The organism is Methylobacterium sp. Leaf456 (assembly GCF_001425465.1).
Classification (GTDB): domain Bacteria; phylum Pseudomonadota; class Alphaproteobacteria; order Rhizobiales; family Beijerinckiaceae; genus Methylobacterium.
Genome location: NZ_LMQV01000008.1, coordinates 109136 through 135646 on the forward strand (window position 1 = coordinate 109136; position 26511 = coordinate 135646).

At 63.5% G+C, this 26511-nt stretch carries 18 protein-coding genes and 1 pseudogene; 10 read left to right on the plus strand and 9 right to left on the minus strand.

Annotation, left to right across the window (positions count from 1 at the left end; translation table 11 throughout):
* Positions 1 to 66 precede the first annotated feature (66 nt).
* Positions 67 to 1197, minus strand: coding sequence for a cytochrome P450 (locus tag ASG52_RS08800; RefSeq protein ID WP_056241813.1), 1131 nt, complete (start codon positions 1195 to 1197; stop codon positions 67 to 69).
* A 472-nt stretch (positions 1198 to 1669) separates the two neighbouring features.
* Between ASG52_RS08800 and ASG52_RS08805 the strand changes: the two genes are divergently transcribed.
* Positions 1670 to 2590 (plus strand): Y4kA family protein, encoded by a 921-nt coding sequence (locus ASG52_RS08805; protein WP_156383858.1) that lies wholly within the window; start codon positions 1670 to 1672, stop codon positions 2588 to 2590.
* Between the two features lie 68 nt (positions 2591 to 2658).
* Here the strand turns inward: ASG52_RS08805 and ASG52_RS08810 are convergent, their stop codons facing one another.
* Positions 2659 to 4809, minus strand: coding sequence for a c-type cytochrome (locus ASG52_RS08810; protein ID WP_156383859.1), 2151 nt, complete (start codon positions 4807 to 4809; stop codon positions 2659 to 2661).
* Between the two features lie 594 nt (positions 4810 to 5403).
* On the opposite strand from ASG52_RS08810, the gene ASG52_RS08815 reads away from it, so the two are divergent.
* The 8 genes from ASG52_RS08815 (at position 5404) to ASG52_RS08850 (ending at position 18194) form a co-directional block, all read left to right on the plus strand.
* The gene (locus tag ASG52_RS08815; protein ID WP_162249985.1) at positions 5404 to 6528 is read left to right on the plus strand and encodes a patatin-like phospholipase family protein; all 1125 of its coding nucleotides are present in this window, start codon (positions 5404 to 5406) and stop codon (positions 6526 to 6528) included.
* A gap of 2 nt (positions 6529 to 6530) precedes the next feature.
* Positions 6531 to 8522, plus strand: a complete 1992-nt coding sequence (locus ASG52_RS08820) for a gluzincin family metallopeptidase (protein ID WP_056241825.1) — start codon at positions 6531 to 6533, stop codon at positions 8520 to 8522.
* Complete coding sequence (locus tag ASG52_RS08825; RefSeq protein WP_156383860.1) at positions 8522 to 9793, plus strand: ComEC/Rec2 family competence protein; 1272 nt, start codon at positions 8522 to 8524, stop codon at positions 9791 to 9793. The genes ASG52_RS08820 and ASG52_RS08825 overlap by 1 nt, the downstream gene beginning before the upstream one ends.
* Positions 9794 to 10090: 297 nt before the next feature.
* A complete protein-coding gene (locus ASG52_RS08830; protein WP_502691039.1) occupies positions 10091 to 13147 on the plus strand; it encodes a hypothetical protein in 3057 nt (1018 codons plus the stop codon).
* The gene (locus tag ASG52_RS27650; RefSeq protein WP_056241835.1) at positions 13144 to 15066 is read left to right on the plus strand and encodes a hypothetical protein; all 1923 of its coding nucleotides are present in this window, start codon (positions 13144 to 13146) and stop codon (positions 15064 to 15066) included. Before ASG52_RS08830 ends, ASG52_RS27650 begins: the two co-directional genes overlap by 4 nt.
* The gene (locus ASG52_RS08840; RefSeq protein ID WP_056241836.1) at positions 15063 to 16043 is read left to right on the plus strand and encodes an AAA family ATPase; all 981 of its coding nucleotides are present in this window, start codon (positions 15063 to 15065) and stop codon (positions 16041 to 16043) included. The genes ASG52_RS27650 and ASG52_RS08840 overlap by 4 nt, the downstream gene beginning before the upstream one ends.
* The gene (locus tag ASG52_RS08845; protein ID WP_056241838.1) at positions 16040 to 17101 is read left to right on the plus strand and encodes a hypothetical protein; all 1062 of its coding nucleotides are present in this window, start codon (positions 16040 to 16042) and stop codon (positions 17099 to 17101) included. The genes ASG52_RS08840 and ASG52_RS08845 overlap by 4 nt, the downstream gene beginning before the upstream one ends.
* A 16-nt stretch (positions 17102 to 17117) precedes the next feature.
* Positions 17118 to 18194: a ComEC/Rec2 family competence protein gene (locus tag ASG52_RS08850; protein WP_286158993.1), complete on the plus strand. Its 1077-nt coding sequence runs from the start codon at positions 17118 to 17120 to the stop codon at positions 18192 to 18194.
* A 175-nt stretch (positions 18195 to 18369) separates the two neighbouring features.
* Here the strand turns inward: ASG52_RS08850 and ASG52_RS27025 are convergent.
* From ASG52_RS27025 to ASG52_RS08870, 7 genes and pseudogenes are all read right to left on the minus strand, one after another.
* Positions 18370 to 18441 (minus strand): annotated as a pseudogene (locus ASG52_RS27025) (integrase core domain-containing protein); the annotation flags it as partial.
* Between the two features lie 166 nt (positions 18442 to 18607).
* Positions 18608 to 20872, minus strand: a complete 2265-nt coding sequence (cap2-3, locus tag ASG52_RS08855; RefSeq protein WP_056241842.1) for an anti-phage 6A-MBL system cap2_3 protein — start codon at positions 20870 to 20872, stop codon at positions 18608 to 18610.
* Between the two features lies 1 nt (position 20873).
* Entirely contained in the window at positions 20874 to 21998 is a 1125-nt protein-coding gene (gene mblB, locus ASG52_RS08860; RefSeq protein WP_056241844.1) for an anti-phage 6A-MBL system MBL-fold protein, read from the minus strand.
* An 82-nt stretch (positions 21999 to 22080) separates the two neighbouring features.
* Entirely contained in the window at positions 22081 to 23325 is a 1245-nt protein-coding gene (locus ASG52_RS26125) for a patatin-like phospholipase family protein (RefSeq protein ID WP_156383863.1), read from the minus strand.
* 349 nt (positions 23326 to 23674) lie between these two features.
* Positions 23675 to 24901, minus strand: coding sequence for an MBL fold metallo-hydrolase (locus tag ASG52_RS27030; RefSeq protein WP_156383864.1), 1227 nt, complete (start codon positions 24899 to 24901; stop codon positions 23675 to 23677).
* Positions 24902 to 25112: 211 nt separating this feature from the next.
* Positions 25113 to 25982, minus strand: a complete 870-nt coding sequence (locus ASG52_RS08865; RefSeq protein WP_156383865.1) for a hypothetical protein — start codon at positions 25980 to 25982, stop codon at positions 25113 to 25115.
* Positions 25966 to 26229, minus strand: coding sequence for a hypothetical protein (locus tag ASG52_RS08870; protein ID WP_056241849.1), 264 nt, complete (start codon positions 26227 to 26229; stop codon positions 25966 to 25968). Before ASG52_RS08870 ends, ASG52_RS08865 begins: the two co-directional genes overlap by 17 nt.
* A 108-nt stretch (positions 26230 to 26337) precedes the next feature.
* On the opposite strand from ASG52_RS08870, the gene ASG52_RS08875 reads away from it, so the two are divergent.
* On the plus strand, positions 26338 to 26511 hold a 174-nt coding region (locus ASG52_RS08875; RefSeq protein WP_156383866.1), incomplete at its 3' end, for a transposase.

Genomic DNA, 26511 nt, shown 5'->3' on the forward strand with positions numbered 1-26511 from the left:
GGGCCACCAAATGGGGGCAGGCCAATCTCGTCGCCGTAGATATTGAGAAATAAGATCACATATCCGTCAGGTGATCGAAGGTCGTAGTGTCAGCACAAATGATTCCGGAAACGGTCCATCTCGAAAATCGATTTGGCTGCCGGAATCGGGCAGTAGCTTGACGCCCGGGGGCGTGAGGAGTTGCCGGACTGTCTCCGCCACGATCTCTTCTCCGATCATTCGGCCGAGGCATTCGTGCGGGCCGAAGCCCAGCGTCAAGTAGAGATGGCGTGGGCGCGCCGGATCGAGCGTGTCGGGATTTGGAAAGACGGCCGGGTCGAACATTGCCGACCGGATCTCAGCCTTGACGGGGGTGCCCGCCTTGACGGCGGTCGCGCGCGGCGTGCCAGGGGCAATCACGGTATCGGCTTTCGCAAACCGGAGGAGGACATCGGATACGGGGGCGAAGCGCAGGGCTTCGCGGACGATGCCGTCGAACCGGCTCCCGTCGTTGGCCAAAATCGCCGCATCCGCCGCCGACCCGAAATTCCGATTGTTAAGGATGTGATCGGTCACTTTGACGATTGCTTGCGATGTCGTCTCGATCGCGCCGACAAGGAGGCCGCAGACATTGGTCACGACCTGCTGCCGGTCGAGCAGCGTCGTCCCCCCGGCCGTCACGCGCATGAGCCGTGAAATCGTGTCGTCCGCTCCGTTCCCCGCGCGAGCGACGAGCAACTGCCAATTGCCGTCAATCCAGCGCTGCATAGCCTGTCCGGCGTCGATCCCCTCCTTCATCTTCGTGGGGTCAGGCCGTTCGAAGTTGTGGAACATCGCCCACTGGGTCGCCTTGGACCATTGCAGGATCGTCGCGTCGTTGAGGCCGCCGCCCTGGAAGCCGAACGTCTCCCGCACGATGCACAAGGGCACGGCGCGTGAGATCATGCCGGCGACGTCGATCGTCGGAACCCGGCTCGCTCGTTCCCTGGCGAGAATGCTGGCCGTCTCCTCTCCGGCGCGTTGGCGGATTTTCGGAAGATCCTCGAAACGCAGCAACGCCCGCATGACGGATTTGTCGTGCCAATTCTCGGGGGTGTTGTCCCGAGCCAGCATGAAGCGCCCGACCGCGGCATCCATCACGGCCGCATAGGGAACGCCGAAATGCTCGTTTCGGCTCAGCAGGTCGATGACGTCGATCCAGCGGCTGCAGGTGGGCATGTCTGGACCGGACTTCAACGGACGGCTTGACATCGACAGACCTCGCGCAAGCGAACGATCCGGCCTCTGTTTTAGGCCGGCCGAGCCTAAGGTCTTGCAAGAATGTCCCGTTTTCAGCGGCTTGACAACGGCTGGTATCAGGCCGCAATTAATTTCAAATCTAATTTTTATCCGTATCCGCCCATTCAAGAGCATTAATACAGCCATAGATTATATTCACGGTTTTATTCATAGTTATAAATCAATAGAAAGATTTCCATAGAACGGAGGCATTGTTGTTTCCTGGCAACAGCCCGCCGACATCGACTGGCGTTGCGATCGGCGAGCGCTTTGGTGCCTTGACAGGAAACTGAATTATAGTTCAGCGGTGGATGGCAAGCCGTTTCACGGCGCGAAGCACGACAGGCATTGTCCGGATTGCTGGACGAAACGAATCCTCATGAGAATCGATCGTAAGATACTGTTGTTGTGCATGGCGCCTCTCGCGGGCTGTTCAACGGTCCCGCGGCAAGAAGACGTCACGGGCGAGACGACTCCGCGCATTGTCCAGAAAATCCGCTGCGAAGCTCGCGACGCCCTGGATCGTATGACGATCGACTTGCTCCGTGATCCGAATTTCGACGCGAATCCGACCACGCTCGATTTTGCGGATCGAATCGAACATCGATTGATGCGCGGCACCGCACTCGCGGACCCGGGAAACTTCAAGCGGCTGCCCAAGAGGCAACAAAAAATCTTCGAGCAATTTACGCTGTCTGCGGTCACGTTCGACTTCAAGTTCTTCATCGAGGAAGAAAATCTTAACTCGGCGAGTTCGATCTTCGCCTACCCCATTCTGTCTGGCGCATTCAATCTCGGGCCGGGCGTCGAAGGCAATTTCGGCCGCGAGACCGAAAAGCGCTTCCAAGTCACGAACACCTTCTTCGTTCTGCACGACATCGATCCGAATCGATGTGACGTCGTCACGGCCCGGGCCGAGAACGCCATCTACCCGATTACGGGAAAGATCGGCGTAGAAAAGATTTTCAGAGAGTTCATAGATATCGATGAAATGCGGTCGAAATATACTGAAACGACAACCTATACGGATAGGCTGACCTTCGCGACGGAATACAAAGCCGGGGTAACGCCGGCGCTCACGCTCTCACCGGTCCTGACGAACCGGTTCGAACTGAGTAGCGCAACCTCGACCTTCAGCGCCCGCCGGAAGGATACGCATGAAGTGACCTTCAGCATCGCCAAGGGCGAACCGGCCAATGGGCGCAACATCCTATTGGAATTCGACCTCGCCCGTCAGCAGGCGGCGCGGATTTCGATCCAGAACGCCGACGCCGCGCGACTCCAGAACCTCATCATCGTCCGCCGGGATCTTCTGGCGGCGCGGTTGCGCTGACTGCTTCCCGGCCGGTTTCACCGCGACGATGCGAGGCAGGCCGCATCGGGATCAGCCTCGCAGCAGGATCAGCGGAGCCGGCGCAAATCCTCGCATGTCGTGCGATCGAGCGCCTTCAGGATGCGCTCCCGCTCTTCCGATTTCGTATCCGGTGGAATCTTCTCGGCGGCCGAGCCGTTCGCGCAGTCGGTCTTGAGAAAGGCGATGATCGCGAGGCGCTCGGCCGGATGCAGCGCCTCGCCAACGATGCCTTTGCCCCAATGGTTTCGGTCCGAGCCTTTCGGCGCGGCGAACTGATGGCCTGTGTTGAGGTTGCCACGGATGGCGCCCGCCGCGGGCGCGACGACGATCGGCGTCAACGGCCCGAGTCGGTTGCGGTCCTGTCCGAAGGTGGGATCCAGACAGCGCTGCTTCGGATCGACCGTGTCGGTCTCGTCCGGCGGGACGGCGTTGAGATGGTAGCCCATGCAGACCGGGTCATAGTCCCGCCTGCCGAGTTGGAAGGATTGCGGGCGCTCTCTCTGGGGCGAGAGCAAGGCGTAGACGTTCGGGACCGAGCCGTTGTGCAAGTAGGGCGGCGTCGCCCAGATGCCATCGAGTGGGCGGGCCTTGTAAGCGATTCCATCCTGTATCCCGTTCGGGCGCTCGCCGTTCATCCGATTCTTGCGGCCCTCGTCGATCGGGTCTTTCGGACTTTGCTCGGGCCGGTCCGCGGGGTTGTTGTACCAGACATCGACGGCCTTCCCGACGACATCGCCGAGAGCCTTCCCGAAACGGGTTTCGTTCAGCCCAAGCTCGGGCGGCATCGTGACCGTCCGCCGATTCATGTCGGTGGCCTGAGCCGGATCGGTGTCGATCTCGGCAACCGTCATGGTTTTCAGCTTGAGCAGATCGGGCGAATCGGACGCGACCTTGCCCCAGTATTCCCGATCCCAGAACGCAGGACTGCCGACTGGCGGACGATGGCATTCCTGGCAATGCTGCTCGTACAACGCCCAGCCGCGCGCCGCCTCCCTCAGGTCTTTCTCCTTCAGTTCCGGAAGCACGCGGCCGGGCCAGCTCGGCGCTCGAAGGCCCATCAGCTTCTTCGTGACGAACGGGCCTCCATAGGCCGGGCCCTTGTCCCAATCCGGGTTGGTTCCGTCGTCGGCGCCGGACAGCCAGGCTTCGATCTCGTACAGATGGTCGATACGGACCCCGGACTTGAACGGCGTCCCTTTTGCCGGATCGAGATTCAGCCTCGCGCTGACCCCGAGCGCTTGACCGGCATTGCGCACCATCGGCTGCATGATCGAGGCGTTGTACTGCACCCAGTCGAACCAGGATGTCATCCAGATATGAGGATAGTTCACCGGCGCCGAGGTCGCGACGTAGTTCCGCTTCGTGCCATTCTCGCCCTGATCGATACCGAAGACTTGGTTGCCGATGCGGTTGAGGGCATCGAGGCGGCCGAAGCCCTCATCGACGTTCTTCCCCTCTGAATCCGTGTTTGCGGCGGCGGCTTTATCGAGCTTTCGGATCATGTCGAATTGCACGTTCCACAGATCGTGGACCTGCTTGCGCAACTTCGCTCTCGCGTCAGGACTCGCGCTCTCTCCCAGAAGATTGTCGGCAAAGCGATCGAAGCGGCCCGGGACGAAGTAGGTGTAAAGGATGGAGATGCCAACCGCTTGGCGGAACTTGCCGAGGTCGGTCAGGGCGGAGCCTCCATCGACGATAATCGCGTTGCCGCCGTAGGTAAGCCGTCCCGTGTGGCAGGCTGCGCATGTGAAGCCGACCGCGTGCAGTGGCTTGCCCGTCTCTGGGTTGAGCCAGGGCTCGTCGTTCCAGTTGCGCATGTCGCGCGTCAGACTCTTGGCGAAGCCGATCGGCGGTGGTGTCTCGCCTCCGATCGTGCCCCCCGGGATGAAGCCGTAACGATCGAGATAGATCGGATCGTTCAGACGCCCGACGTCACCCACGAGCGCGATCCGCGGCTGTTCGAGCGCGACGAACCATTCGTACGGAATACCGAGGGTCTGCGTCCCCTGATCAGCATGATGAAACTTTTCCCTGACGTTGTTGGACCAGCCTTGATTGAGCCAATAGACCTTGTCTACCGGTGGATAATCGGGGATTTCTATATAGAGCTTTGTCTTGTAGATATGTACGGCGAGCCATCCCGCAGAAATCGCAACAAAGAAGCCCGCTCCAAGGAATAAAATCTTGCGAACAGCCATGATCATCACCGGCTTGAGATCGTTATAATACTAACATCACAAATTTCTCGATTCAAGACGTAGTCATAGTTACGCTGCTTTGCTAAGTCTCGGCGTGATGTTGTGTCGATAAGCACCGAAGTTTGACCCCAGTGGAAATCCATCTAAATCTCTGATATTGCTGTGGAATATGAAGTCTGGGTGGGATCACGATCGGCGCCGCTCGTGACCCCACCTCGCTCCCGGAATTCCTTATAACTGCCATGAATTAGCCCTGCTCTGAGGTGGGGCCATACTTGGAAGATTTTTCACACCGTCCACATCGACTTCTCCTCACGAAGCCAACGCGCCAATCTCCAGTTCAGTTAAACAAGGCTCTCACTCAGCTCGATCCAAAATACAAGTCAGTTCTGGCGGGCGCAAGCTTCCCACTTTTTCACTCTTGATCGTTGAAGCGAGCGGCGTCATTCTTATGCCGAAGGTTGCATCCCGAATCGCGGCGCGACCCGGTTCCAGTCACACGGCTCCGGTTGCGCTGATCGTCCTCCGGCAGCCCAGGATGGCGGGCGGGCGTTTCATGAAAGACACCGAGCCTCGAGACCGTGGATGCAGGCCATGTCGAACGTTGCGGATGAGATCACGGAGGGCCGGATCGCCCTCGCTCTGTCCGGAGGCGGGTTTCGGGCGACCCTCTTCCATCTCGGAGCGTTGTGGCGGCTGAACGAACTCGGCGTCCTCGCCCGGCTCGATCGCATCTCCTGCGTGTCGGGCGGATCGGTGATCGGCGGCGTCCTGGCGAAGGCCTGGGAGTCGCTCGTCGCGGCCCAGTGGTCGCAGGCGGCCTTCGACGCGCATGTCGTGCAGCCCGTCCGTGCCTTCTGCGGGCGCAACGTGGATGCGTGGGCGATCGGAGAGGGGGCCCTGCGTCCGGGCATGAGCGCGGCCGAAGTGGTCGCGCGGGAGTACAGGAAGCACCTTTTCGACGACTTCGCGCTGCAGGATCTGCCCGTCGGCGTGGACTTCGTCTTCAACGCGACCAACCTGCAGACGGGACGGCTGGTCCGGTTCTCGCGGGAACACATCAGGGATTACTCGGTCGGCAGCATCGACGAGCCCAAGCTCGACCTCGGCACGGTGGTCGCGGCCTCCAGCGCCTTCCCGCCGTTCCTGTCCCCGCTCACCATCGCTGCGCCCGGCCCCTTCGTGCCGCTCGCCGGCGCCGTCCATTCCAACGATCGGGACTACACGGACCGGCTGCATCTCACCGATGGCGGCGTCTACGACAATCTCGGCCTAGAGCCCATCTGGAGGACGGGCGGTACGGTGCTCGTCAGCGACGCGGGCGCGCCGTTCCAACTCGTCGACGCGGTCGAGACCGATTGGATCCGGCAGACCCTGCGCGCCCTCGACGTCGCGACCGATCAGGCGCGCGGCCTGCGCAAGCGGTGGCTTGTCGAGCGGTATCTTCGCGGCGAACTCGCGGGCGGCTACTGGGGCATCGATACGGACATCACCGAATATCCGGTGGCGGCCGCGCTGCCGTGCGCCCCCTCGACGGTCCGGCCGCTCGCCTCGATCAGGACGCGGCTCGACGCCTTCGACGAGACCGAGCAGGGCCAGCTCGCGAATTGGGGCTACGTGCTGTGCGACACGGCCATCGCGGGTCGCGCGCCCCAGCTCGTCCGGGGCGGTGCCCCCACGGCCGCCTGGCCCTTTCCGGCCCAAGCCCTGGGGCGGTGACTGTGACGGGACGACCGAAAGGCAAGGGCGCCGGACGCACGCCGAAGCGGAGCGCGCCGCCTCCGCCCCCCGACGATCCCGCGGGCAAGCCCGGACCGCGCTTCGCCTCGATCTCCGCGTCGCGACCGGCCGACCGCCGCAAGCTCAACATCTTCGTGTCCGATCCCATGGCGGGGCGCCGGGCGCGATACAGGACCTCCATCGACGTCAACAACGAGCCCGGTCTCCTGCCCGGACCGGTCGGTGCCCTCGTCGAGGTCATCGACTACGACGGCGAGCACGACCAATACTACACGCCGGTCGACCTCAACGAACCGGTCCACCTGATGCAGGGCGGGCTGCTGCCGAACGAGTCCGATCCCCGCTTCCACCAGCAGATGGTGTACGCGGTGACCATGAAAGTCGTGGAGAGCGCGCGGCGTGCACTGGGACGGCCGATCAAGTTCTACCGCTCCGAACGGACGCCCCGGCTGCGCCTGATCCCGCATGCCTTCTACGGTGCGAACGCGTTCTTCGACCCGAAGAGCAACGCGATCTTCTTCGGCTACTTCAAGGCCGACAGCGACGACCCCGGCCCGAACCTTCCCGGACAACTGGTCTTCACCTGCCTGTCGCACGACATCATCGCGCACGAGGTCACCCACGCCATCGTCCATGGCCTCCGGCGCTACTTCCTCGAACCGACCAACCACGACGTCCTGGCCTTCCACGAGGCCTTCGCGGACATCGTCGCGCTGTTCCAGCGCTTCAGCTACGCACCGATCCTCCGGGAGCAGATCCAGGCCTCCAAGGGGCGGATCCAGGATCAGGCGATGCTCGTCGAGCTCGCCCGGCAATTCGGCTATGCCAGCGGCAGCGGACAGGCGCTCCGCTCCGCCCTCGGCGTGAAGCCGGACCCGACCCTCCTCGGCCGGACCTTCGAATGCCACGACCGCGGGGCGATCCTCGTCAGCGCCGTGTTCGACGGGTTCTACCGCACCTACGAGGGGCGGATCGCCGACCTCCTGCGGATCGCCACCAACGGATCGGGCGAGCTGCCCGCCGGGCACCTTCATCCCGATCTCGTCGAGCGGGTGGCGAACGAGGCCTCCGTCCTGGCCGACCACGTGCTGCGCATGTGCCTGCGCGCCTTCGATTATCTTCCGCCGGTGGACGTGACGTTCGGCGACTTCCTGCGGGCCCTGGTCACGGCGGATCTCGACGTGAACCCCGAGGATCGCTTCGAACTGCGCTTCAACATGATCGAGGGCTTCCGGATCCGCGGCATCTTCCCGGACGGCGTGTTCTCCCTCGCCGAAGAATCGCTCACGCTGCCGACCTGCGACGATCCCGGCCTCGACCTCGATCCGCATCTCGTCGAACTGGTCCAGCTGCTGTTCGCGATCAACGCCCGCGCGCTCGACTGGGCGGGGCGCGTCGTGCAGCGCACACGGCCTTCGAGCGACGGCCTCGCGGCGTTCCAGAGCGTCGTCCGAGAGAGCGATGAGGACCCGGACGACGCGGACGAAGAGGGCAGCCTGCTTCCGAGCGAGAGGGGCCTCAAGCGGAAGATCGGGCAGGGCCTCGGACATTACGTGAGCCAGCGTGCGGTCGCGCTCGGCTTCGAGCCCGACAAGCCGATCGCCGTGGTCAGCTTTCATCCCGTTCACCGAATTGGGCTGGACCAGCGCGTCCTCGTCGAGTTCGTCGTCCAGTTCGTGCAGACCGACGAGACGCGCTCGGCCGAGTTCGGGGGGATTCCGATGCGTGCCGGATTAACCGCGATCTTCTCGGCCGACGGCCGGCTGCGAACCGTCGTGTCGCGGCCGATGCCCCATCCGGGCGTGACGGAGCCGTTCGCGGCGGCCGCGGGGGCCAGGGCGGATCGGCAGCGTGCTTTCGTGGAGGCGATCGATCTCGGCGATCCGCGGCTCGCCTGGGGGCCGGACGGCTACGAGGCCGTGCGCATGAAGCTGCGCAAGAGCCTCGCTTCGCTCCATGCGGGCATCCTCTGATGCCGCCCCGTATGCGCCGCCCCCGGCCGGCGGCCGTACCGCCGCCTGCGCCCCGCTCCCGCCTGCGCGTCAGGATGTACGATGTCGGGTTCGGCGACTGCTTCCTGCTGCTCCTGCCAGCCCCGGAGGGGCGTGATCGGAAGGTCCTGATCGATTGCGGGTCCTTCAAGGCGGGCCGGAATGTACTGGCCGATGTCGTCGGACAGGTGATCTCGGACGTCACCGACGACGACGGGGTGGCGCGGATCGACCTTCTCGTCGCCACGCACCGCCACAAGGACCACATCTCGGGTTTCGCGGACCCGCGCTGGGACAAGGTCGAGGTCGGCGAGGTCTGGATGCCCTGGACCGAGTCGGACGAACCGGAGGCGCGGGAGATCGCGCGCGCGCAATCCGCCCTCGCGCTCGCGCTTCACTCTTACGCTCAGGCGGCCGGCGCGGCGGCCGTAGCCGACGCCCCCGTGCTGGACCTCAACGTCGGCACCAGCGTGAACGGAGCCGCGATGGAGCGGCTGCGCCAGGGCTTCCGGGGCAGGCCGAGACGGCGCTACCTGCCGACGAGGGAGGCTTCGACGCGCTACGTGGAGTGCGCGGCTTTATCGGACATCCGCATCCAGGTTCTCGGCCCGTCGCGGGATCGCGAGACGATCTTCGACATGAACCCGCCCTCGGGCGAGGGATATCTCGCCCTCCTCGGCATGCGCGCGGCCTCGCTCGCGAAGCCGGGGGCATCGACGGCTCCCGAGCCGTTCGGCAGGCAATGGATCGATCCCACGCCGAGCCGCCCGCTCGACGCCGCCGCCCGCAGCAAGCTGCGCGATCTCAACCGCGACCTGCCGTTGGAACTGGCGACGGCCCTGGACAAGGCGATCAACAACACGAGCTTGATGCTGCTGTTCTCGATCGGCGAGGCTCACCTTCTGTTCCCCGGCGATGCGCAGTGGGGCACGTGGCGCGAGGTGCTGAAGGATCCCGAACTCTGTCGGCTGCTCGAGCAGTGCTGCTTCTACAAGGTCGGCCACCACGGGAGCCACAACGCGACGCCGATCTCGTTCGTCAGCCGGCATCTCGGGAAACAGCGGCAGGAGGTGTGGGCGATGGTACCGGTGACATCCTATTCCAAGTGGCCGGACATTCCCCGCGCGCCGCTCATCGACGCGCTGAAGGGCAAGGTGACGCATTTCGTTCGAAGCGACGGCGACCGCCAGGCCGATGCGGGCTTCCGCTGGGAGGGAGATCTCTACGTCGAGGCGGCGATTCCGATCGGCTGAGCCCCGGCTGTCCGGTCCCGATACTTCAAGATCGATCGACATATCGCAAATTTTTTGGACCGAATCGGCCGATCATCTCTTTTGGCGAAAATCACGGCATGGAACGGACGCCTGTCGCTACGCAATCTGACAAGCAATCTGCGGTCCGATACTATTTTTGCAATCTTTCGGATTTATGCGTGTCCGCCGATCGGCGGTTGACAGAAAAGGCGCGACGGTCTTGAAGGATCACGCCATGTTTTTGATACATGTTGCCCGATGAGTTTCGAAGCGAATTTGGTCACCACAGTCGAGATCATGGCCCTCGCCTCCTCGCTTCGCGATCGGGGCATGGCGGTCGGGATCGCCGACATCGTCGCGATGACGCGGCTCGTTCAGAGCCAGGAGGCCTGGGAGTTCGACGAGCTGTCTCGGGTCCTGTCGGCCATCGTCGTCAAGGGGCCGGAGGACCGGCGCATCTTCGACGGTGCGTTCACCATCGTGTTCGGGCCCGCGCCCCCGGCAACCGTGATCGAGAGCGGCCCGAAGGGCTTGTCCCCGTCATCGGAACCGATCACCAACGGTGGCGGATGCCCGCCCCCTTCCGATCCGAACGGAAGGACGAGATGCTCTTGGTTCCACTTCGACAGGTTCAGGGGACAGTGGGTCGGGCCCCTCTGCCTCGGACTTGCCTCCACCATCGTGATCGTCTGGGTGCACGAGGGCAGATTCCCTCGGGCTGCGCCGCAGGGATCGCTCCCCGCCACCGGACTCGGATCCTTCGCCCTGCAGGCGATCACCGCCGCGCTCGTCGCTGGCTTGGTGACCGGCTTCGTTCTATGGCTCTTCTTCCGCGGCAAACCGCCCGAGCCGACCGATCGCGATCGGCGGGAAGGCGGGTCGGTTCGAGACTCCGCTCCCCATTCCGCCGCCGACGCCACGGTGTTCCGAATCGGCTCCCTCGGCGGCCCCCCGGCTCCGTTCCTCGATCGGGAGACGGCAGCCCGCATCGTCGAACTCTTCGGCTACAGGCTGGGGGAACCGGACCCGCGGCTGCTCGACGTAGCGGCCACCTTGCGCGCGCGCGTCACCGGCGATCCGGCGGCCGTCGTCTACGCGCCGCGCCGCGAACTGCCCGTTGTCGTCATCCTGTCGGACCAGCGCGCGCCCTCGCGGGCCTGGAACACCCTGGCGGCGGAGTTCGAGACGGCGCTGCGCTCGTCCGGGATCGGGTGCGAGCGCATCGCGTTCGAAGGCTCGCTGCTCGTCGGGCGACCGCGCCGGCTGTCGGAGGGAGGGCGCACGGTCGAGGCCCTGATCGCGGCGCCGGGCTGGACGGTGACCGTGATCTTCGCCGAACTGCATCGGCTCGCGGCGGGCGATCTCGCGCTGCTGCGCCGTGCGGCGGAGAACGGCCCCGTCATCGCCGTCGAGTATCGCGACCCCGCGCTCTGGGATCGGCGGCACCGCAGCCTCGTGCAAGCGGGCCTGATCGTGGTGCCGGCCACCGGCGGCGCCCTCAGGGAAGGCCTCGCCTTTCTCTTCGCGCCGACGCGTCCGGTCGCCCGGGAGCCGGAGGATCACGGTCGCACCGGGGACACGACCGGCGCATCGGGGCCTCTGGCCGGCCTCGCGCCGGACCTTCTCGACTGGGCCGGCGCCTGTGCGCTGGTTCAGCCGGTCTCCCCGGCCCTCGCCGACCGCTTGCGGAGCCTGCACGCCCCGCTGGCCGGTGAGCGGGGACGCTTGGCCTTCTCCCGTCTGGCCGCCCTGCCGGGAAGTTGGATCGGCCCCGAGGGTCTCCGCTTCGAGCCGGCCCTGCGGGCGCGCCTCCTCTCGCATCACGCCGCGCGTCCCGCCCCGGCGCGCGACGCCGTGGCCGGGATCATCGATACAGCCTTCGGTGAGGAGCCGGCGGCCCGCACCGCGGGCGCGCTCTGGCGCTACGCACGGGCCAAGACCCGCCTGTTGTCGTCGGGCATGGACGGAGCCTTCGACGACCTCCTCGACCTGCAGCGCGAGGGCTTGGTCGATCCCGCGCAGGTCGACGACCTGTTCACCCGGCTACGCCCCCCCGGAGCACCGACGGTGGCCGGCGACATCTCGCTCCCTCGGGAGCCGGGCCGGATCGCCGCGCGTCGGCGCCTCGCCGCCGCCACGGCCGACGAGGCGGGGCGGGCCGGGGGCCTCGTTCCGGCCGGGTGGCAGATGGGCGTGCCCGAGTCCCGGACCCGGGTTCCGTCGAGCGCGGCGCCGACCGAAACCGCCGCCACCGTCTTCTCCCATAGCTGCGCCGGCTTCCTCGTCCGCGCACAGAGTCTCGTGGTCGGGATCGGTGAAGCGAGCACGGGGCGTTCCACGCTCAGCGTCGTCGATGCGGTCCGCGGCACCCGGCGCGAGGTGGAGGGACCGCCCGGCCTCTCGTCGGTGCGGGAGATCTGGGCCGCCCGGGACGTGGACACGGTGGTGATCGCAAGCGGGGACGGCCAGCTGTTCGTCGCTCAAGGCCTCCTCGAGGCTCCATCGGACACGACGCGGTCGGAGACGGCGTTTCAGAGCCTCGACCGGTCGGCCGGCAGACGACCCATCGTGGCGATCTCCCCCAAAGGGGTCAGGATCGCCGTTCACGACGAGGACGGCGACGTCCTGACGGTATCCGACCTCGCCCGCCGGGGGGAGACCCGACGGCTGCCCCTGGATGCGGCGGTGACGGCTCTGGCCTTTCCGACGAACGGGCGTCTGCTCGTCGCGCTCCGCAACGGCGATGTCGGAGCGGTGCTGCTGGCGGAGGGGGAGGCCGAGGCGCTCGGAGACCTGTCGTTCCAGCGCCGAGCCACGATCGACGGTACGCCCTGCGCCATCGCGGCACGGCAGCCCGACAACGTCGAGAGCGACCTCGTCGTGGCGACGGAGGATGGGCGCCTGCTGCTGGTGACCCCGGGCGCAGGGGCCGCATCGTCGATCGCCCCCGAACCGCCCGCCGACGCATCCGACGGCATCCTCGATGCGGGCGTGCGCCTGCCGTGGCCGGCCCGGCGCGTGGTGCCGTTCGCCGACAAGCCCGCGGCTCGGCTGAACGGCCGCGAGGTCGGCTTCTCGCTCGGCGTGTTCGGTCGCGACGGCCAGTTCGAGATCGTCGGCTTCGCCGTCCCGGACGGGGCCGAGGACGCCGCCGCCGAACGGATTCCGCCGCTGCTCCTGCTGGACCGTGGCCTCGACCCCCTCAGGGACGAGACGCTGCTGCTGGCCGTCTCCGCTCAGAGCCGGCGCGTCGCGGTTCTGCGGCGCGATTGGATCGAGGTGCGTCCGTTGATCTACAATCCTCCCGCCGTCGAAGAGGCTGGTGAAGACGCAAGCGGCTCGGTCGCCCGATGAGCCGCCTCGAGATCAGACTTCGCCAGCAGGCGGACGGAACGGTGGAACGGTTCGTCCCGGGCACCGAATCGTGGGTCCCGACCCAGCTCGGGCCGGACATGGACCTCGGCGGCGAGACGCTGTCGAGCGTGTCCCGCCTGTTCTTCGCCTACCTGCACGCCCCGACGGCCGAAGCCAATCAATGGAACCTGAGGCTTTCCCAGCAGAGGAAGATCGGCGCAAGCCTGTATCGATCGCTGTTCGGGACCGAGCGTCTCGGGGCGCCCGGCCGCTGGATGCACATCGTCCCGACGCTGGGCGACGATCCCGCAGCCAACGATCGTTTCGTCGCGCTCGTGTGCCGGCTGCCCTGGTGCTTCCTGCCGAGCGAGCCCGATCCGGCTGCGCTTCCCCTGATTCTCGACCCGATCGAGCCCACCGTGGTGACGGTCGGCGCGGCGCCGGAATGCCGGCCGCGCGAATGGTTCGACGTGGTGCGCTTCCCGTCCGTGCCGAGGCTGCTGCTGGTCGCTCCCGAGGCGAGCGACGCCGATCCGACGGCCGCAGCCGAGCACATCGCCGCCCTGCACGCCGCGCTCGATCCCTACTATGCGGCTCACGACTCGGCCGAATGCATCCGCATCGTGAAGACCTTCGACGCGTTCGCGGAAGTCGTCGGTACGGGGACGTTCGATCCCCACATCGTATATTTCTACGGACACGGAGAGACATCCGGACAAGGCACCCAGTTTCGGTTCAAGACCGCCGAAGGCCACGCCGATCCTCGTTCGGTTGATGAACTGCGCCAAGCTCTCGACCGTCTGAACAAGCGGACCGGTGCCCCGCCGCTCGTCTGGTTCAACGCCTGTCTCGGCGCCGCGGCCGATCAGGACAGCGCGCTCACGAGCCTCGCGCCGGCCAGCGCGTGCGTCATCACGACGAGGACCATCGCTTCGGCGGCGGATGCCCGCCGCCTCGCGGAGACCGCGCTGCCCCTCATCGTCACGCAGGGCTATGCGCCCCACAGCGCCCTGGGCAAGGCCCTGAATGAACGGCCGCCGGCGATGAAGTCCGCCAGCTGGGCCAACCTCGTCATCTCCGCCCAGTATCGCATGTGGGCGGCCCTGGGCCCCGCGTCGCGGCGGACGGTGGATGCGGAGGCGGTCGGGGACTTTCCGGCGCAGTTGGACCGCATCGAGCCCCTGAACGCCATCGCGGAGCGGCTCGTGGCGCGGCTCGGCCAGCCCGTTGCCGGACCGGAGGTCGTCCTCTGGAGGGGCGGCACGGAGCAGGGGCTCGACGTCTTCGAGGACCGCGTCGCCGAGCTTCTGCTCGACGAATTCCCGCAATGGCAGGTCAACACCCGGCGGATCGAGCTGCAGGCGAATTGCAACCCAGCCAAGACCGAAGACCGAGCCGCACAGTTCAAGGTCGCGCTGCTGGCCGGCCTCCTGCGCGAGCCCCCGCAGCCGAACAAAGTTCCTGACGCCCGCCGGATCTGCGACATCCTGCGCAACATCGCGGGCGGTCGCCGAAACATCCTCGCGCTCGAACACGGGCCGTTCAAGGACGCCGACCTCGGCCTCGTTCAATCCTACTTGGATTTCTGGTCCGGTATCTTGGAACTGCTCGGCAACTCCTCATCGTTCCACCAGCCCGGCCGTGATCTGCGAATCCTGCTCGGCTTCAGCTTCGAGGACGAGCAGCGCTCATCGCATTTCGAGGGGCTGCCCGGCGTTGCGACCCACCACCTCCTCGCGGTGCGGCTCCCGGAGATCGAGGCGCATCTGGGAGACTACCGGGAATTCTACTTCGTCCCGCCTTCCCAGATCCCGGCCATCGCGCAGGATCTGATCGCAGGGAACGAGGGGCGCTTCGTCAAACTTCGCAGCGCCCTCGAGACCATGGCCGGTTTCAAAGAACGGGAGGCAAAGCCTTGAGTGAATTTGATCTTCTCGGCCGGCTGGCGCAGCCCGGGATTTCGGAGGCCGCGCGCGCCTCGGTCCTCGCCGACCGCCAGCAGCGGGTCACGGCCCTCACCCAGACGGCGGAGCAATCCGCCGTCGGCTACGTGGCCGGGGCGTCGTTGCGGACCGCGATCAACGTCGCCCTCTCGCTGGGCCGACCGCTCCTCCTCACGGGCGAGCCGGGCTCCGGCAAGACCCTGGCGGCCTATTGGCTCGCCAACCTGCTGGGTTGCGGCCCGAAGCTCTTCCACAAAGTCCAGGTACGCTCGGATTCGCGGGCACGGGACCTTCGCTACGACTTCGACGCGGTCTCATGGTTTCGCGCCAGCCAGCTCGCTCCCGAGATGGGGAAGGGCCGGGAGGTGGCCAAGGAGGACTTCCTGCATCCCCGGGCCCTCGGGGCGGCATTCGGCTGGGCCGGCCCGGTGACGACGCCGCACCTCGTCCTCATCGACGAGATCGACAAGGCGCCGCGCGACTTCCCGAACGACCTCCTGCTCGAACTCGACCAGATGCGCTTCAGCGTCGAGGAGACCGGGACGACCGTCGGCCCGCCGTCGTGCCGGCCCATCATCGTCGTGACCTCGAATGCCGAGCGGAGGCTGCCGGACCCCTTCCTTCGGCGCTGCGTCGTGCACCGGATCGAAATGCCGCCCGCCGTCGTCACCGAGATCCTGAAGACGCGTCTCGTCGAGTTCGGGGGGGGCGATCCGGCCTTTCTCGAGGCCGCCTCGAACTTCTGGGTCGGATTGGAGAACAAGGAGTTGCAGCGCAAGCCGACTATCGCCGAGTACTGGCAGTGGCTTGCCCTGGAGTTGCGCCACGGTGTGAAATCCGCGGCCCGACTGCAAGACATCCTGCTGGACGGCAGGCTTCTGCCCACCGCTACGTTCGCCAGGACCCTCTTCGGCCCGGCGGACTTGGCCAAGCTTCAGCCCGCCCGCCCATGATGCAGATCCTCGCACGGCTTCGACCGACCGGGCGCCTCGCGGGCTTCGGAGCGATGGACTGGGTGTTCGTCTTCCTGGCCTGGCTCACCCTCTGGTATCTGGCTCTCAACATCCTCGATCACCTCGCCCCCGTGCCGCAGCGACCGTTCGACGTGTTGCCGGTCCTGGCCGGCATTCCGGTCGTCATCCTCGGCTGGAAGGCCGTCCGGCTGAGGGAGGATCTCGACGAGACCGTCGATCGGCTCGACGACGGTGCGGGTCTGGTGTCGTCCGGCGACACCGCCATCCTGGCGTTCAGCACGGCGTTCCGCACTAGCCTCGACCTCTCGGCTCGGGTGGCCGGCGGCACCGTCGCCGCGATCATGATCGTGGGATTCGTCTACGCGATCATGACGAGCCTCCTGCCCGACACGATGAACACGGCGTGGTGGATCCTCTTCATCCTGCTGGGGTTCGTGATGGTCAGCGTCGGCTTCATCGTCGGACAATTGCTGGGACGCTTCGTCGGCTTCGGATTCTTGAACAGGGTCATGGAACGTCACCAAGTGACGTTCGCGAGCCTTTCGACCCCCGGTGCGCAGCGTGCCGTTCGTAGTATGGAACGGTTGCTCACATACGCGCTCCTGACCACCATGACCCTGTGTCACTGGTTCGCGCTCTGTTTTGCGATGTGGACGCTCGGCTATCTGCAGGACTACGACAACTGGGAGACGCTCTATTTCGTATTGTGGATGATATCCATTTCTCTGTATTTGGGCGCCGCTTGGTTTCCCGGCCTCAAGTTTTCGCAACGGCTCGATCGGCTCTATGGCGACCAAACGGTCAGGGCTGCGCTCGATAGCCAACTCGTCGAGGCGAAAGCCGAACTCGACCAGTTGCGGAAGGCGTCCGACGGCAGCCGCAGATCGGATTACGAGATCGCCGAGCTGACGCGTTTCATCGCGTCGCTCTCGGCCTCGCGCTTCCGTTCGTTCTGGCTCAAGCCGGTGCTGCTGCACGGGTTCCTGGCCTGGAACATCGTGCTGTTCCTCGGCCTCGCCGTGGTGGGGCGGTCCTGATATGTTCCGAGTGACGATGCTGCCGGCGCAGGACGGCGACTGCTTCCTCGTCGAGGCGATGGGGACGCGCATCCTCATCGACGGCGGTCGGACGGCGACCGGCCAAGCCGCGTTGCCGACGCTCCTGCGGACCCTGCCGCCGCGGGACGGGCCGCTCCTCGATCTGCTCGTGCTGACGCATGTCGATGCCGACCACATCGAAGGGCTCCTGCCCTTTCTCGGCGACGCGACCGCGACCGTGGGTGAGATCTGGTTCAACGGCTTCGCGCAGATCGCCGCTGCGGCCGGCATGCAGGACATCCTGCCGGCGCGCGGCCCGGCCGCCGCGACCGCAGCCGAACCAGTTCTCAGCCCGACACAGGGCTTGACCCTGGCGCGCCTCATCGACGAACGCGGGCTGGACTGGAACACCCGTTTCACCCGCGGGCCGATCTCGACGCGGCCGGACGCGCCGCTCCCGGCGATCGATCTCGCTCCGGACGTCCGGATCGTGATCCTGGGCCCGCCCGAGGCGAAGCTCGCGGCATTCCTGCCCGCGTGGCGGGAGGCGTTGCGGACGTTCGCGACCGAGCCCGAGCCGACGCTCCGTGGGCGCATACGACCGACGCCGACGCCCCAAAACATCCGGACGATCGCGTCCCTCATGGACGAGTCGGATCAGGCGAAGGCGAACGGCACGAGCATCGCCTTCGTTGTCGAATGCCGCGGCAGGACCGCGCTGTTCGGCGCCGACGCGCATCCCGACGACCTCGCTCACGCGCTCGTGCGTTACCGCGGCGGCCCCGAGGGTCGCGTTCCGTTCGATCTGATCAAGGTGCCCCATCACGGCAGCGCCAAGAACAACACTTCGCCGTTGATCGACATCGTGTCGAGCCCGCTCTGGCTCGTGTCCAGCGACGGCAGCCGGCACCAGCATCCCGATCCGGAGGCCATCGCCCGCATCGTTCTGGCTCCCGACCGGGAGAAGACGATCGCCTTCAACTATCGGACCGCCTTCAACGAAGGATGGGACGAGGACGGGATCAAGAACGCGTTCGGTTACATAACTCGCTACGGAAGCATATCGGATCCGCTTGCTTTCGACTTGTTGTAGAAATGCCGAGATCGACGCGGCCGCGATTCGCAACGGCCCAGCCCGCGATGGCGATACGAAGGATGGCGGCGTCGTTTGAGAACGCGATGTCTTGTTGGCCTGCCCCCTGAAAAGTGGTCCTCCCTGCGGTATGGCTTTGCGCCATGTTGGAGTTGACCCTGTTTGTGGTCCACGGCGCGAAGGCTTGGGGCGCCAAGCCGCCCAAGGCCGTATGGGGTCGGTTTTCGTTATAGTGGCACCTCCAGTCCTAAGCGCGGACCAGTTTGCTGGGTCAGGGTCACTGGCCCGCAGGCCATACCGCAGGGCGGACCACTCCGATGGGGGCTGACCAGGTGCACCATCACACCATAGCTGTGACTTGGAGAGCGGAGCCGCGCTTGCCAGCAACCAGCATCAGCTTAGCCCCATCGGATCTAAATCAATCCCTCGAAATGCTGCTCTGCGCTGTCCCTGAGCACGAGGCGATAGCCATCGTCGCCTGCAATTAGGATAAGCGCTGGCGCATCAGACCAGCGCAAAGCTTCGTGGATCCACCAAAGTAGTTTCTCATCGTCACGGCTGGGTCGGGTGCCGCAGCCTGGTGGATGGGTATGCCATTCACCGATGTACGTCAGGTTATCCGCCGTCCTCGCCTGAACATCGACGATTGTTTGGTAGACGCCGACAGTTCCCCGCACAAAGCCAGTCAGCTCATGGGTACTGTCGGGCGGCGGGTCGTAGTGGCTGACGACGTAGATGATTTTGCGATCACGATCACACGTTCCAACTAGGATCCCGCCGGTCTCAAGCCTACCGGCCCGTTCTCGTGCCTCTGCCACCTCATGCAGGAGACCTCTGCGGACCCAGACGGTCCACTCGCCCACCTGAACCTGTTCAAAGGGCTCCCCCTCGAAGGCGTGGTAGGCGATACCTGTCAGACCTTCGCTCGAACGCCAGAGATAGATCCCACCGGTGCTCGGCCAGGGGCGTCGGCACAGCGCCTCGACAACACTGCCTGTGAGGGCAGCCACCTGGGTTTGTGGGATCCTCACGCTTGGGTTGCGGCACCCCCCAACATACAGGGCAATCTCTCCAGCTGACAGGTGACCCGCCAAGCCAGCGTTGCCCACCAAATGCCGGTAGTAGCTCATCTCCAGATGATCGAGGCGGGGGGACCGCGCTTCGCCCTCAAGCAGAACGACGGCATCGCGGCCGGATGGACTCAGGAAGCACGACGCGGCTTGGGCTTCGCGCTCTGCGTCACAGGCCAGCCAGCGTGCCACAGGAACTGATGCGGATGCGTCGATGACCCTTTGCACATCGCCAAGCGCAGCCGGCCAGCGGCTTTCCCCGGAGGGCGAGAGGATATCGTCGTGGATGGCTTCCACCGTGTCATCGCCCAGCAGGCCGTTGAGCTCCCGGCAAACGGCTACGGCCTTGCTCCAACCGATGTATTCTGGGCCGAGACCGTGCCGAGCGAGGTTGTGCGGGAACAGGTAGTCGTTGTCGATGATGATCCGGCATCCGTAGCCGCCCCGGCCGGCGATGAGGGCGATTTGCGAGCCCAGCGCGCCCGCACCTAGCAGCGCGGTCGGCACCGCCTCGATGATGGGATAACCCGATGCGAGCTGTGCGCGCGCCCGATCGAACGGCTCATGCGTGTCTGCGGGGATCAGGTCGATCGACGTGAGATCCTGGATTTCGGGCTGCATCAGGAGGGGGCGCCCCCATATGCCCTGTTCTTTGATGAGAACGCCGAGTTTGATGGCGAGATTACCAGCCGAGACGTTGTGGGCGATGAAGGCCCTGACCGTTTTAGCCTCGACACCACCACCGGCCCGGGTAAGCGGCGTTTCGATGATCAGGATCAACGGCTGATCCAGTAGGAATTTCACGTGTGCGGCGATATAGGTCGCCAGTAGCGCCTCCCCAAGCACCTCCGAAATATCCGCGCCGATCTCCTGATACGTGCGAACAAGATGCGCCATATCGAAGGGAAGATCACGGATGCGTCCGTGCTCGACAGGCGGGGTTCTCAGATACACCACCGCGTACAGTCCCTGCCGCTCCTGCAGCTGCGCCGCATTCTGGTGGTCAATTACTATAAGTCGAACGGGGCTGTCTGTGCGCTCGCTGACCCGGCCGGCAGCATAGAGCATGCCGGGTTTAATATCACTGAAGGGCATGATCAGGGCGAGGCCTGTTTGCTGGAACAACGGGTCCAGCGGCTGGGCTTCCCCATGCAGCCGGCCGTAGGCGGTCTCAGCAAGCCACCAACGAATGCGTTCAACGAACCCAATGGCGGTGTACGTCCGCCGCACCTCCTCGGCCGCTACCTCATACAGGCAGAGCGACCGTGGCCGGTCCGGTGGTGCGACGTTGAAGTGAGGGACATGGTCCGGGAAGCCCGGACGCAGCGGGTAGGCATGCGGTAGGAGATTGTCGCGACCGATCAGGACAGCTACCGGCTCTTCAGGCTCAATATCGTTGACCAGCGCACGCTGCCCCAGAGGAACCAGAACCCGCAGGAGCAGGATTTCATTGCCACTCTCAAGGTCGCGACGGCACTCGAGCAGCTCAGCGCCGTCATAACCACCGGTAGCGATAAGCGCCGCGAGCTGGCGCGCCCGCGGTTTATTGAGTTTGTCCGGAGAAACGGTTTCCGTGAACTGCTCGGCGAACCATGCTTGAACGTCCATACTAACCGGCCCGTGGCGCCGTCGGACTGACAACCGATGCGACGGTTGCTGCAGCGATTGTCTTCTTGGTGGCGCCGTCCCGTCCGATCTCGATCACCACCGGCTTGGGGTTCGCCTCGCTCGGCTCTGCCATCGTCACCAGCAGCCGCTCGGGCCGGATGACATCCTGCTTGTAGTAGTTGGCGGCCTCGCGATGTGGAGGCTGCACATCCCGGTCCTCAGCCGACCCCTTGATCGGCAACGGCCAGCTTGGAGACACGATGTACCCGTACTTCTCGCCCTGCGTCTCACAAAGCCACTTGATCTGCTCAGTCGGCATGGTCTTGTCCTCGCCCTTCACAGAGCCGATGGCAGTGTAGGAACAGTGGTGTGAAAGCTTATACACGTTCCAGTGCAGGCGTTCGTCGTTCCCGTGATACCGTGTGATGTCAACGATTTCCGCCAGCACCTCATGGTCAACGTCGGCAGCGAACAGCACGTCGGTATTGACGCCACCTTCCTGGAACCGGGCCTGGAACACGAGGCTGTCGCCGTTGCGATCAATGATTTTGTTATCGTTGGTCCGCGTCGCGTGCGGCGAATGAGCGAAGAACTCGACCCCGTCGGCGCCAAGGGTAAAGCCGGGCACCGGCTTTCCAGCATCAACGAAGAAATCTTTACGCGCTTCAACCGTCAGGCTGTGCCTGGCCAGCCACTCCCTCACGCGCTCCGGCCGGGAAAACACGACAATGCCATATCCTTGGATCAGGCGGTGGCGGGCTTCTTTCTGAATGATCTGCGCATCATCTTTTAGATTGGTCTCGTAAAGCACACACGCCGGCACCCATAGCGTACCGATCTTTTTACGATCTTTACCCTGCCGTACCTTATCGTGGTCGAACGAGAAAAACTCGCCAGCCCCTTGGGTATGATCGTCATCCAAGTGAGTAAATGCAACGACCTTGTACGTATCGGTTTTTGCCAGAGCCAAATCGTCTTTGAGCAACTTCGGCAAGTCCGAGCGTTTGTCGGAAGCATCTATGCGGCACAGGCGGTCTGCATAGTCGATCAGCAGCCGCTGCTCGTCCCTGAGATTGATGCGGCAGGTATCCGCATTACCCAAATTAAAAAATGTTAGGCTCACCATATCGATTACCCTCAAGTTACAAAGAACATATCGGGAACCGAAAGGGCGATCAAGGGCAGCAGCCCGTTAAGGCAACCTATGGTCAAGCTTCTAATGGCACCGCTTGCAGGTTCTGTGCAGCCAGCAGCAGTGTTAGCTGCTCGCCCCGGCGGCTCAGCCGATCGATCCATTCCTGAGGCATGGCGTTGAAGTTCGTAGGATAAATATGCGCCTTCTCGCGCGGTACAAGATCAGCTGGCGGGTCGATCAGCTGCTGATCCCGCTGTCCAAGATAGGGCAAAATAATATTAGCGAGCTTACCTGCTTCTTTGAGTTCGTAAAGTCGAGCAATCGATGCATTTTGCGCCCGGTCAAAGGTCACGTTGAACGCGCTGGCCATACGCGCCAAGATGAACTGCGACGGCGGATCCTGCCGGAGACCATAACCAGCCGAACAGCATATGATAGTGTCAACCTTGGTCACGTTTAGACTGACGTCTGCTGACCGTCCAGGCCAGAAATTTGTGAGTCCAAGATTGTCGTAGACGCCGCCATCTGTGAGATTGATCCGCTCCTTAGAATGTTTACCCTGCTTTTCGAACGTGTGGATCTCTTCGAAAGCGGGGAGGAACAGCGGATAGGCCGCCGAGGCCGCAACGGCATGGGCCAAAGGCACATTGTTGTTGGCCAGACGACCCAGACGCCAGCTGCCGCTCTCGCGTCGTGCAAACCGAAAGGCGCTGCCTGTCCGCAGCTCGGTTGCGTTGACGACCAAGTCCGGTGCGGACGCGGATAGTTCCTGGAGACGCACGCCGCGGAAGATAAGTACGTTCAAAGCGCTTTCGAGCAGAGATGTGCGACTGGCAGACCGTAGAACGGGTGAACGGATCTCTCGTAGCTTGTTCAGAAAGCCCAGCCTGATTGGAACCAGCCAGGAAACGACTGTTACCAAGATACGGATGCCGGTTAGAGCGACAGCCACCGCACCTGTAATCAACCATGCGCTCAGGATTTTCAGGCCCAACAGTCCTAGAAACTCTTTCGCCATGGCTTTGATTAAGCCACTCCTGAGTAGGTGCTGGATGTCTCGGTCAAATTCCTCGAACGATCCATGATGGGCTTTGTACGCAGCACCAATCACGCTGCCGCCTGAGATCGTGGAAATGACCGCAACTTGCTGCAGCAAGCCCAGCTGATGAAGTGCGCGCAGGCAGCCTAGGTGGAAGGCGATGGCCCGTGATCCACCGCCCGACAGCGCCAATCCGATAACCCCGAGGTCTTTCAGCCTAGTGGAATTTTTCTGGAAGGCCATTCGGTTGATATACCCTTGATTTGAATCAGCGTCCAAAGCGGACCCACCGACTACTTGCGTCTGAGCATCCTAAAGACTTTGTCTTTAGCCCGCAAAGGTGGGTACTGCTTCGACGCCGATCGGCGCCTAAATGGTGCCCACGTCTGTCACGGAAAACCCTTTCTAGCCAATTTCTTAACCGGCATGTTTGGGTGGGGCCACTTTGGACGCAGATCCACATGCGGATGAGCAGTATGTAGCCATCGGAGTCAGGTGCGTTACCCATAGCGTACATCTCTCTTCGCGACAGGGATCACGATGAAGAAAGAGCTTATGATGTTAAAAAGCTAAGTGCAAGTTGAGGTATTTGCACATCAGCCACTTTATTTCAAAGAGTTAGACACGGTTATCCAACAATGGCGAACGCTTCACCAAAAGTTGTCCGCTCCTGATCAGAAACCTTCATTGTGTGAGCGCCAATGCTTTGTGCATCCGCAAACACGTCGGGATGAGGATGCTTCCAGTTTTTTGGTGGCTTGGCCGATGCATAACAGATGCTCGGGTTTATGACGGAGAGCACGTGTTTCGAATGATTGGGTTTAGCGCCATGATGCGGGAGGCCGAAGCTGGTGATGGCGGTCAGCTCTGTCGCGTAGTGATCGAGAAAGGCTTGGCCGTCGGCAGGCGCGGCGAGCGAGATATCTCCGGAGCCAAGCCAACCGATCCGCGTCGCTAGGCCGCGCCGATCTGGACCAAGTCGGACCATCATTGGCACAGGTCCCTCATCGGTTGTATTCGGGCCAGAGTAGAGACAAAGGGACGTCAGGTTGCGATTACCCACGGCGGATTTGTACGCCGCAGCGAGAGCCGCCGACTTTTTTACATCGCGCACCAGATCCGCACGGACTGCTCTGTCCGAAACCCTGTTCCGGAATGTACCATAATCCCAACCAAGTTCTCTTTCAGCCGCGCGTTCGAATTTGGCAACGATGACGGGATCGGTCCGGCGCACGTAGGGCTTCAATAGCCACGAGAAACCGGCGCCCGCACTCACCTCAATGGCCGAGCGAGAGTCGACAATCAGCACCTGCGTGCGCCCTGAATACTTCGCCCGTCCATTAGGAGGTCGCCGCGAACCATCACGACCTATACTGGCGACCTTGGCACGGAATGGGCCTTCGCCGCCTGGGTCTAGCGGCCCGACATCAACTACCCCCGCCTCGGGTCCGTCGTCATCCGCAGCACGCACAAAAATGATCTGTGCGGGATCGAACGGTTCAAGCGCTCCTTCTGGGTCGATTACCAACGCTGAAAAAAAATCGCTCGACGAGGCACGGGATGCTGCGGTTTTGCCCCAGACAATCATCCTCTCGACGTCATCAACCCACGGCATCACGACTGTGTTGACGTGCAAGCCACCGCGCTTATCCAGTAATGCTGGCACCCCATTCACGTGATCGTTATCGAAATGCGACAGAAACAGCAGATCCAGTTTCTTGCTGTGACATTCGTTCAGAAATACCTCGATTGCTTGCTCGCAGTCCGCGAGCTTTTTTGAGCCGCAATCGTAGACATAGCGAAAAGGGTTCGACGATATAATCTCGATAGAATTTCTATCTTGAACGAATAACACGCCGTTGTCTGCACTTTCTAGCAAACCAGAGTGAAACCCACCCTGTCCAACGGCATGTTGCCGTCTTGAGTGCAGGATGATGTTCGAACGTTCGAATCCCGCGAGTGAAATAAAATGTGAAACACTGGGTGCACTTTTTGCAGGAACGTTTTTTTCAGCATGTTATTTTCAGCCCGACGATTTTGTTGACCGATTTTACAAATTTTGAGCCCTATGGGTCTTTTGCTGGAATGATGCAGCGCGGCACATTCACTATCTGTCCGTTAATTTGCACGCCGAACCTTTCTGTATGGATTGTTATTTCGATCTCCCCATAATGCACTTCGCGGTGGTGATTGGCGCAGAGCGTCATCACATTGGACGCTGCCAGTGAGCCCACGGCTTGAGACGAAACGTGCATGACGTGGTGGGCTTCGACATAGGGCTCGCCATTGGCCTTTTTAAAGCCGATCGGGTTCTGCCCCAGCGCTTCACATAGCTGACAACGGAATCCTCCCGCCCGCTTCACCGCCGCACCCACGGGGCCACGCTCGATTTTACGGCTGACGCGCTCTTTTACTTCCGGGCTGGCGTCACGGTATTTCTGTTCCAGTGCGACCAGTTCGTTGGAACTAGCGGGCATCGGTTCAGTAACCAACGGCAGGTTCTCAAGGGGCTCGCCCAACTGATCCATGACGGCCTGGAAATCCGCCGCCGAGATCGGGAAAGACGCCGCCTGGAAACCGTTGAGCAGCAGCGGCGAAAGATCTGGCGCCTGTTCCCGTAGCGTCGCGATCGTCAACGGCTGACGGGCGAAAGTCCGCAGATACCGCAGCCGCACGGTCGGCCAGCCGGGCGCACGTCCCTGGCCTTCCCCCCAGAATTCATCGCTGGCGCCGGTGCCGGCGAAGGCCTCGCTCTCCACCATGCAGACCGCGTAGATGCCCGCATCTAACGGCGGCGCGCCGTTGCGCTCAGCAACGGTGCGATGGTCAACCCCGACGCGCACGATGCTGAGTTGCCCCGGCGCAAACTTCTGACAGTCCGAAGGCCGTACGCCCCAGGTGTCGAACTCAATGCTACGATCAAGGAAGCGGTCGATGGCCCATTTTTTTGGGTTGCAGACGAAAACCCAGTAAGGCGGCTCGCCCCGGGATCGGGGCGGCCGCCATCGGCAACGTCTCCTGGTTCAGCGACTGCCGGACGCGAATGACTTCGGCGGCGAGCGCCGCGGGATCGGCGCCGAACTCCGCCCAGATCGTTTCCTCTTCCTTATTGCCCCGCGTGAGCCCGACTTTGCCTTCCGCAAGGAAGTTCGGGTCGAAGCGGCGGAAGTTCATCATCTTCATGTAGACGCCATTCGCATTGCGATAGGTGTCGGCGTTGGTCAGGCTCCGTGCGCGGCTTAGAGCGCCTAACAGAACGGCACGCTTTGGTCGGTGAGGCGTTGGTTGGGTATGGCTCGCCCTCTGCTTCCCGACGATCTCTGGACCGAGATCGCTCCACTCCTGCCGCCGCCTCGGCCGCGCCCGAAGGGCGGACGGCCTCCGATCGACAATCGGGCGGCGCTGACCGGCATCGTGTTCGTGCTGCGCTCGGGCATTCCCTGGGAGATGCTGCCGGCCGAGATG